Origin of the sequence: Methylocystis sp. (assembly GCF_050246715.1) — a bacterium.
Taxonomy (GTDB): Bacteria; Pseudomonadota; Alphaproteobacteria; order Rhizobiales; family Beijerinckiaceae; genus Methylocystis.
The window spans coordinates 1-8,201 of the sequence record NZ_JBFWVN010000087.1 but is presented as its reverse complement, the minus strand read 5'-3'; the positions used below and the strand labels follow the sequence as shown (position 1 = coordinate 8,201).

General features: G+C 60.1%; 7 protein-coding genes. 5 read left to right on the top strand and 2 right to left on the bottom strand.

Annotated features, from left to right (window positions below):
* Positions 1-55: 55 nt before the first annotated feature.
* Positions 56-877: a patatin-like phospholipase family protein gene (locus tag AB7I51_RS16990; protein WP_428405445.1), complete on the bottom strand. Its 822-nt coding sequence runs from the start codon at positions 875-877 to the stop codon at positions 56-58.
* Complete coding sequence (locus AB7I51_RS16985) at positions 855-1,052, bottom strand: hypothetical protein (RefSeq protein ID WP_428405446.1); 198 nt, start codon at positions 1,050-1,052, stop codon at positions 855-857. The genes AB7I51_RS16990 and AB7I51_RS16985 overlap by 23 nt, the downstream gene beginning before the upstream one ends.
* 951 nt (positions 1,053-2,003) lie before the next feature.
* Here AB7I51_RS16985 and cyoA point away from each other — a divergent pair.
* The 5 genes from cyoA to AB7I51_RS16960 all read left to right on the top strand — a co-directional run bounded on the left by cyoA (position 2,004) and on the right by AB7I51_RS16960 (position 8,111).
* The gene (gene cyoA, locus AB7I51_RS16980) at positions 2,004-2,855 is read left to right on the top strand and encodes a ubiquinol oxidase subunit II (protein WP_428405447.1); all 852 of its coding nucleotides are present in this window, start codon (positions 2,004-2,006) and stop codon (positions 2,853-2,855) included.
* On the top strand, positions 2,852-4,864 hold the full coding sequence (locus AB7I51_RS16975; RefSeq protein ID WP_428405448.1) for a cbb3-type cytochrome c oxidase subunit I: 2,013 nt from the start codon (positions 2,852-2,854) through the stop codon (positions 4,862-4,864). The genes cyoA and AB7I51_RS16975 overlap by 4 nt, the downstream gene beginning before the upstream one ends.
* A complete protein-coding gene (locus AB7I51_RS16970) occupies positions 4,861-5,526 on the top strand; it encodes a cytochrome c oxidase subunit 3 (RefSeq protein WP_428405449.1) in 666 nt (221 codons plus the stop codon). The genes AB7I51_RS16975 and AB7I51_RS16970 overlap by 4 nt, the downstream gene beginning before the upstream one ends.
* Positions 5,523-6,665, top strand: coding sequence for a cytochrome o ubiquinol oxidase subunit IV (gene cyoD, locus AB7I51_RS16965; protein ID WP_428405450.1), 1,143 nt, complete (start codon positions 5,523-5,525; stop codon positions 6,663-6,665). Before AB7I51_RS16970 ends, cyoD begins: the two co-directional genes overlap by 4 nt.
* A gap of 297 nt (positions 6,666-6,962) precedes the next feature.
* Positions 6,963-8,111, top strand: a complete 1,149-nt coding sequence (locus tag AB7I51_RS16960) for a PQQ-binding-like beta-propeller repeat protein (protein ID WP_428405451.1) — start codon at positions 6,963-6,965, stop codon at positions 8,109-8,111.
* The last annotated feature ends 90 nt before the right edge of the window (positions 8,112-8,201 follow it).

Sequence of the window (8,201 nt, the reverse complement as noted above, 5' to 3'; positions counted from 1 at the left end):
TCTTCGGCAATCTCAAGGAGTTCAAACGCATCGCGCTCCGAGCCGACAAAACCGATCAGAGCTTCGCCGCCATGATCCACATCGCCGCCGCCGTCATAAACTCCCGATGAATCTCAACAGGCCCTAGAACGTCGTTGATCGTCTTCGGCTCGTTTCCTTTGCGGTTAAAAAGGTCGACTTCGAAGATCAACGACTTTCCGCTGGTGGCGGCGTCGAGAACAAAGGAGAGCGGCGTATTCGAGATGATGCCGCCATCCCAGTAATAATCAGACCCGATTTGGATCGGCGGGAATCCCGGCGGCAACGCGCCGCTCGCCATGATATTCTCAGGGCCGATCCGGGTCTCACGATTGTCGAAACAAACCACCTGTCCTGTTTTCACATTCACAGACCGAAGGCTCAGTCGCACGGAGCCTGAATTGATCATGTCGAAGTCGACGTGCTGTTCGAGCAGCTTGCGCAATGGCGAGGTGTCATAGAAGCTGGTGTCCCCGACGCCGACAAGTTCATCGAACGAAAAATCAACGCGCGGCAAAAAAAATCCCGGAACCCCGAGGGTAAAGCACCGTAAGGCGCTGAGCGATGCATAGAGGTTTTGGCCGCTTGCGCCCGAAAAAGCAAAGGCCGCCGGCGGGTAATCCGCCGTCACGCTTTCCCAAAAGGAACGCAGCTTCGCTACGCGACTCTCCGGCGGATTCCCGGCTATGATCGACGCGTTGATCGCTCCGATCGAAACGCCGACGATCCAATCGAATTCAATCCCCGCGCGCGAGAGACTCTCAAAGGCTCCCGCCTGATACGCGCCCAACGATCCACCGCCTTGGAGCACGAGAATCGTGTCATCATATTCCTTATCAAGCCCAAGCTGATTTTTCATCTTCGATGTCCGGGTTGCGAATTTGGCGTGAGCCTTTGTCGTTCGTGAACGCGGCGCGCCGGAGCCAGGCCTGTTTCTCGCGCACCCGGTTGATCCCCCGCGCAGGAGTTGGACCTAATCGCGCATTGCAATGGCTTCGCCGCGCCGACACGCTTTGATCTTCGCGGTTCGCCATGTTGGCGCTCCCCGAGCGATCGCCAGAGCGATCAAAATAATATGAATCCGAATTCGGCGCGACGTCTTCAGGCAAGATAGTCAAAGACGATCTGGCCGAGGCCGAGTGTGAGATCGACCGCAATATGGGCGGCGCCAAGGACTTCGCGCACCGGTAGATCAGCGGACGGGCGCCAGCGCCCGGATGACGATCGAGCGAGGCTGGCCCCGCATAAGCGCCTTTCAAAACAATGTCCTCGAGACGATAATCGACGCGCTCCAGAATTCGCGGCTGGCCGTCGACAGCGGAATGATCTTTGGGAGCTAGCTTGGCGTCGTCATCGCCTTGAGGATCTCGTCGTCATCCAGGCTCTCGCGGTTATAGCCCCTAACGCCGTTCGCGACCCGCACGGGTTCGTAGCGGCGCGAGCCGATCGGAGCGTTACGCGAATTCGTCGTGATACGACTCTCTTGTCAAGTTCCCTGCAGCAGTCGAAGATGGTTAGCAAACCTCGTTTGGACGACAGATGAACGACATATCTGGAATGGCGCACACACGAGCCCGCAAGATTCGACGACAGCGTGAACGATGTTCCCGCATCGATGGCGGTAGGCCCGTTCGGGCTGCGCAATCCCGTGCGGGTCCACGAGCCGCCTCCTCGACGCGCTCGTTCGAGCGCAATGTCGATGAGGCGACAGAGATCGGCGCGGCGGCATGGATATCGGGCATTAGGGACTCTTGCCTTGATTGTCATGAGGCAGAAACCTATCCTTCGCAAAGTAGTTTTGCAGTCGGGTCGCTCGTCGACCGACCTCCGATGCGGAGCGAAATTCACGTCACGCCATTCTCCTGTGTCGACTAAGAAAGATCATCTCACTGAGAAAGATCGTTCACATGCAGCCGAGCCATGCAGCGCGGCGCCCTTTCGCGAAGACCTTGAGGAGCGTCAAGACGCTTCTGCCGAAGGCGGCAATGTTGTTGCTGGCGGGCTGTTCTGGCGGCGTGCTCGATCCCAAGGGGCAAATCGCCGCCGAGGAGAGTAAAATTCTGCTCAATTCAGTCGGAACCATGCTGATCATCGTCGTGCCGACCCTCTTGGCGACGTTCGCTTTCGGCTGGTGGTTCCGCGCATCCAATAAAAAGGCGCGCTACCTTCCGGATTGGGTGTTCTCTGGGCGATTGGAACTCGTCAACTGGGGCTACCCGCTGCTCATCATTCTCTTTCTCAGCGGATTGATCTGGATCGGCTCGCACCGGCTTGATCCTTTTCGGCCCATTGCCGCAACAGGCGAGGAGCTCGAGGTGCAAGTGGTGTCGCTCGATTGGAAGTGGCTCTTCATCTATCCCCGGCAATCGGTTGCGAGCGTGAATGAGCTCGTGCTGCCGGTGAAGGCTCCCGTCCACTTCTCCCTTACCTCTGCGACTGTGATGAACTCGTTCTTCGTGCCGCAGCTCGGCGGCATGATCGCCGTCATGCCCGGTATGATGACCCAATTGCATTTGAAGGCCGATCACATTGGCGATCTTTGGGGCCTCTCCACTCAATTCAGCGGCGACGGCTTCGCGGGGATGCGCTTTAACGTGCGGGTCGTCTCGCAAGACGATTTCGATCGCTGGGTCGAAGACGCGCGAAAGGGTGCGTGCGATCTCGATAACGCCGGCTACGCCGCTCTTCAGCGTAAGAGCCAGAGCGTGCGTCCTTTCTTCTATCGCTCGGTCGTTCCTGCGCTGTTCGCTCAAATCTTGAAAGGGAAATTCGCGCCGTCGAACGTGATGGCCGAGCCGGCAGCCGCCGCTGTCCCATGCCCGGAGGCGACGCAATGAAATTCCTTGGCAATCTGTCGTGGGACGCGATCCCATGGAATTCGCCGCTTCCATTGATCGCGGGCGCCGTCGTCATCGCGATCTGCATCGGCATCGCAGCATGGGTCGTCCTCGCCGGCCACCTCCCCTATCTTTGGAAAGAGTGGATCACCAGCGTCGACCACAAGCGCATCGGCGTCATGTATATTCTGCTCGGTCTCGTCATGATGCTGCGCGGATTCGCCGACGCGATCCTGATGCGCTCGCAGCAGGCCTACGCATTTCGCGCGCAAGGCTATCTCCCGCCTGAGCATTTTGATCAGATCTTCAGCTCCCACGGAACGATCATGATCTTCTTCAGCGCGATGCCGCTGACGATCGGGCTGATGAACTTTGTCATTCCGTTGCAGCTCGGCGTGCGCGACGTGGCCTTTCCGACGTGGAACTCGACGAGCTTGTGGCTCACCGCCACCGGCGCACTGCTGGTCAATATCTCGCTGGTCGTCGGCGTGTTTTCACGCGCCGGATGGCTGCCCTACCCGCCGCTTTCCGAACTGGAGTTCTCACCCGACGTGGGCGTCGACTATTATCTGTGGGCGCTGCTCATCTCCGGCGTCGGCACGCTCGTGACGGGGATCAATTTTGTCACCACCATCCTCAAGATGCGCGCGCCGGGGATGGGCTACCTCAGAATGTCGATGTATTGCTGGACTGCGCTCGCGTCCAATCTGCTGATCGTCGCCGCCTTCCCGATATTGACGGCGACGCTCGCCATGCTCGCCCTCGATCGCTATCTCGACTTTCATTTTTTCACGACTGCCGGCGGCGGCAATATGATGATGTTCATCAATCTGATCTGGGCCTGGGGACATCCCGAAGTCTATATCCTCGTGCTGCCCGCCTTCGGCGTATTTTCCGAGGTCATCTCGACATTTTCCAACAGGCCGCTGTTCGGCTATCGGTCGATGGTGCTCGCGACTCTTGGCATCTGCATCATCTCTTATCTCGTCTGGCTGCATCACTTTTTCACAATGGGAGCTGGCGGGACCGTCAATGCCGCTTTCGGCATCGCCACCACGGTGATCGCCGTCGTCACCGGCGTTAAAGTCTTCAATTGGCTGTTCACCATGTATGGCGGGCGCATTAGCTACAAAACGCCGATGCTCTGGGCGATGGGCTTCCTCGTAACATTCGTCATCGGAGGAATGACAGGCGTTCTCCTCGCGGTGCCTCCAGCAGATTTTCTTCTGCACAATAGCCTCTTCCTCGTCGCCCATTTCCATAACACCATCATCGGCGGCGTGGTGTTTGGGGTTTTCGCGGGCGTCGCCTACTGGTTCCCGAAAGCTTTCGGCTTTCGCTTGAACGAAGCCTGGGGCGTCGCGGCGTTCTGGCTCACGCTCGCCGCCTTCTACGCCGTTTTCGTTCCGCTCTATATGCTGGGGCTGCTCGGCATGACGCGGCGCATGCAGCACTATGACATAGAGATGTGGCGGCCTTGGGTGCTCACAGCGATGGTCGGTATTGGCCTTTTCACCCTTGCCCTGATTTGCCAGGTGATTCAGCTCGTCGTCAGCATCCGTCAACGTGATCAATTGCGGGACGAGACCGGCGATCCCTGGAACGGTCGCACGCTTGAATGGGCGACGCCGTCGCCGCCGCCGAAATTCAACTTCGCGCTGCAGCCGAATGTGCTCGGCGAAGAGCCCTATTGGCAGATCAAGCAGCGTGCGATCGCAAATCAGCAGAACGACGAACGCTATGAAGCGATCATGGCGCCAAGAAACAATGCGACGGGATTTGTGACGGGCTTTTTCGCGACCGTCACAGGCTTCGCCATGGTGTGGCGGATCTGGTGGCTGGCCGTTCTCGGCCTTGCCGCCGCCTATGTCGTATTCGTCTGGTATGCGTGGCGCGACATTCCGGAGGAGGAAATTTCGGCTGACGAAGTGGCGCGCGTTGATCGGGCCCATCGCAAGAGGCGCGCCGAACGGTTCGCGCAAGATTCGGAAAGGGGCGAGACGGCATGACTTCGATCGAGGCGTCAACGTCTACGCACGGCCGACCGATAGATCCTTACGAGCTCGGCCACGCCGATGTGTTAGCGACCGGCCATGGTGAGGCGGGGCCGGCTTCGAAGCGCGTCGTCATCGCCTTTGGCTTCTGGATCTTCCTGCTTAGCGACATCGTTATGTTCTCCGCCTTCTTCGCGGCGCATGCGGTATTGCAGACCGCAACCGACGGCGGACCATCCGGTCGAGACCTGTTTAATCCGACCAATGTCGCGATCGAAACCGCGTGTCTGCTCGTTTCAAGCTTCACATGCGGCCTCTCGGCAGTGGCGACGAATGCGCGCAATTTCTTCTGGACGCAGGCGATGCTGCTGGCGACGGGCCTGCTCGGTCTCGCGTTCCTATCGTTCGAGGCGCATGAATTCTCCGGCATGATCGCGAGCGGCGCCGGACCGGAGCGCAGCGCCTTTCTCTCGTCCTTCTTCGCGCTCGTCGGCCTGCATGGCCTGCACGTCAGCGTCGGCCTGCTCTGGCTCGGAACGATGATGGCGCAGCTCATCGTAAAGGGTTTTGGCCCCATTCTCTACAGGCTGATCTGCTTCAATCTTTTCTGGCATGTGCTCGACATCATTTGGATCGCGATCTTCACCGTCGTCTATTTGATTGGAGAAGGCCGATGAGCAAAGTCGAAGGACGGAACGCCAAGGACGTCGCGCCTGGGTTCATGGACGCGCCGGGCCGCAGCGTGCGCGAGGGCGTGCTCTCCTATGCGACGGGCTTCGCGCTCGCCGCCGCGCTCACCGTGGGGTCCTTCGTTCTGGTTCGGACGAATCTGATCTGGGGTCCCGGCATCGTCATGGCGCTCGTCGCCCTGGCGATCGCTCAGATTGGCGTGCATCTGGTCTTTTTTCTGCATCTCACCACCGCCCCGGACAACACCAATAATTCGCTCGCCCTCGCGTTTGGCGTGCTGATCGTCACGCTCGTCGTCGGCGGCTCCTTATGGATCATGTCCCATCTCGATCAGAACATGATGCCCGGCCATGCAGTGGCGCAGATGGATCTCGAGAATCTTGCAGAGGCGAACGCGGTGCGCGCGAAGGGCGTCGTCGGTCCGCTCGCGCAGGATAGATTCGGGGCGCAGGTCTCAGGCGTCGTTACGACCGTTCAATGCGATACAGGCATGCATGTCGAAGCCGGACAGGTTTGCGCCGAGATTGATCCGCGGCCCTATCAAGCCGCTGTCGATCTGAAGACCGCCGAACTGCGCGCGGCCGAGAACCGGCTTGAGAGCGATCAGAAAAAGTTTGGCGCCGCACGTACGGCTTTGGAGCGCACGAAGGCTGCGGGCGCGCGACGGAGGTCGGCCGGCCGACTGCGCAGGTCCGTCGAAAGACTAGAGGCGCTTGTTGAGCGCGACGCAACCGGCGTCTCGCGCGCCCAAGAGGCGCTCGCCTCGGCCAAGACAGACTTCGCGCAAACGCGCATTGTGTCCCCGATCGAAGGGACGATCCGCGAGCGGAACGTCAATTCTGGCCAAAAGGTTTCGGCGGAGACAAAGACGCCGCTGTTTGTCATCTCTCCGGATTCAACCCATATCGACGCTACGGTCGACGCGGCGCAAAGCAGCCGGATTTCGGTTGGCGACAAGGCCGTCTTCACCGTCGACGCCCTGCCAAATCTGACATTTTCCGGCACGGTGACGAAGATCGAACCGCCGCGAGATGGCGCAGAGGCGTCCGTCGACATTTCGGCGCCCGATCCAGATCATGTGCTTGAGCCGGGCATGACGGCGACGGTGCGCATTCTTGCGCAATAGCGCGATTTTCATCGGCGCACCGAAAAGTCGCGTCCTGAATGGCGGTCCGCGATTGGGCGAAGACGCCTCGAAGGCGAATTGTCTTGCTTGACGAGGGAGCGCCATTGGGAGGCGGCAAGCTCAACGTGGAGAAGACGCTGAGCCATCCGAACCGGACCGATCGCTCGGAGCTGAAGAGGCGGCGACGCCGGATTTGGCCGAGGACGGTGAAGCTCGGCGCTGAGAGCCTCCGGGACTCCGGAGGCCTCCACCTATTTTTTTACAAGCGGACGTCATCGGGGCGAGGGGAGCCGGCGCATGAAGAAAGCAACAAAAATCGCGATTGGCGTCGCAGCCGCCGTCGGCGCTGCGGCCGCTGGTGCGATCTACATGAACTGGAACGCATTCGTTCCGATCGCGGCCATGGGAATCAATTATGTGCGCTACCTCAACGCGCCCAAGGGCGAGCTGACAGTCGAGACCGCGCAGGATCTTGATCACGCAAATATGGCGAACGGCGCTCGCCCGCTGCCGCCGGACGATGGCCTCTGGCCGAGCTACAACAAGACCCTCGCCTCCGACCGCTTCTCCTCCCTGAACGAGATCGACCGCGAGAACGTGAGCCGGCTCAAAGTGCTCTGCACCTATGACACAGGCCAATACACCGGCTTCAACTCAGGCCTCGTCATGGTGGACGGCGCTGTGCTTTTTGCGACCGAATTCGACACATTCTCCATCGACCCGCTCACATGCCGTGAAAACTGGCGCAAGCACGAGAACTATGCGCCGGCGACGCCGCAAGGCGTGAATCGCGGCGTCGCCTATCTCGACGGGCGCGTGTTTCGCGGCCTGCAGGACGGGCGCGTGCTCGCCTATGACTTCAAGACAGGCGAACGTTTGTGGGAGACCGCGATCGCCGATCCGAAGAAGAGCGAGAGCGCGCCAGCGGCCCCGATCGCCTGGAACGGCCTCGTCTTCATCGGCAACGCCGGCGGCGACTTCAAAGGCGTGAAAGGACGCATGTATGCGCTCGACGCGGCGACCGGGCGGATCGTCTGGGAATTCTACCTCGTTCCCAAGCAGCCGGGAGATCCGACCCGCGGACCGGAAGGCGCGACGCCGCTGAACACGTCCAGCTGGAATCAGGCGCCCGGCTCGCCAATCTCGGGCGGCGCCACCTGGACCTCCTACACGCTCGATCCCCAAACCGGCCTGCTCTATGTTCCAGGCGGCAATCCGGCGCCGGATTTCGCCGCCGCTCTACGGGGCGGCGAAAATCTCTTTTCGGATTCGGTGGTCGTGCTCGACGCGAAAACCGGCGCCTATCACACGCATTTCAAGATCGTCGGCAAGGACTGGCACGACTGGGACGTCTCCAGCGCGCCCGCGCTGGTCACGACCGCATCGGGCAGGCGCATGATGCTCGTCGCGCCTAACATTACAGTTGCGAATTTTTATGAACTCTGAATCACTGGCTCACCATGATTCGTCATGGGAGCGTGGTGATGGCGGGCGCTTCGATTGAAACGACGCTGGAGCTTTGGGCGTCGTCGTTGC